Genomic DNA, 837 nt, shown 5'->3' with positions numbered 1-837 from the left:
GAGGGCGATCTGGACGATCTCGAGCCAGACCTTGTTCTGAGCTGCCCGGTGCAGGGGCAGGTTGCGCAGGCCGGTGGCCCGGGCGGCCCGGATCCGGTCTTCGGCCCGGGCCCGCAGTCGGTGACGGAGTTCGAGTTCGGCGATCGGCCGGTCCGGGGTGTTGGTGGCGAAGGACGTGATCCGCATGCCGTCCGCGTCCGTAATTCTCAACTGGGCCCCAGGATGGGTCCGTTCCTTTCGGACGATCAGGCGCATGCCCTTCGGCCAGCCGTCCAGGAGCGTGCCGGTGAGCTCGGCGACCCAGGCCCCGTCACGGGCCTCACCATTGGTCTCGACGGCCGCGGTCCAGGCCGGGGCGGGGACCTTCAGCACGTGTTCGTGGATCGCTTCGGTGACCGTCATGCCGACCGAGTAGGACAGCCATCGGCCTCGCCTGGCGAGCCAGGACACGAAGTCGTGGGTGCCGCCCGCGGAGTCGGTGCGGATCAGGGTCTGCCGCCCTCGTCGGTAGTGCTTCGGCAGCTGGGCCAGGGCGAGTTGGGCGGTGCTGATGTGGTCGGCTGCCGTGTTGGAGCCCGCGTTTCCCGGCCGGAGTAGGGCGGCGACGGGCTCTCCGGTTCCGCCCGGGCCGTGGTCGACGAAGGCCGTCAGCGGATGGTGGCCGTAGGTCTTCTTCCAGGTCGCGGCCGCGTCCTGCTTGTCGGAGTGCGCGATCACGAGGACGCCGTCGAGATCGATGGTGACCTGACCGTCGGTGTCCGGGGCGTTCTCACCGGCCAACGACCAGACACGGTGACGGACTTCGGACCGTGCGGACCGGATCGCCCGCAGGGCCTT

General features: G+C 69.9%; 1 protein-coding gene. It reads right to left on the bottom strand.

Features of this window, described 5'->3' with window-relative positions; genetic code table 11:
* Positions 1 to 837 (bottom strand): IS1380 family transposase (locus ADK41_RS14910; protein WP_107086062.1); only part of this gene is annotated, 837 nt, incomplete at both ends.

It is taken from the genome of Streptomyces caelestis (assembly GCF_001279005.1).
Taxonomy (GTDB): domain Bacteria; phylum Actinomycetota; class Actinomycetes; order Streptomycetales; family Streptomycetaceae; genus Streptomyces; species Streptomyces heliomycini.
This window is presented reverse-complemented; position numbering and strand designations above follow the sequence as displayed.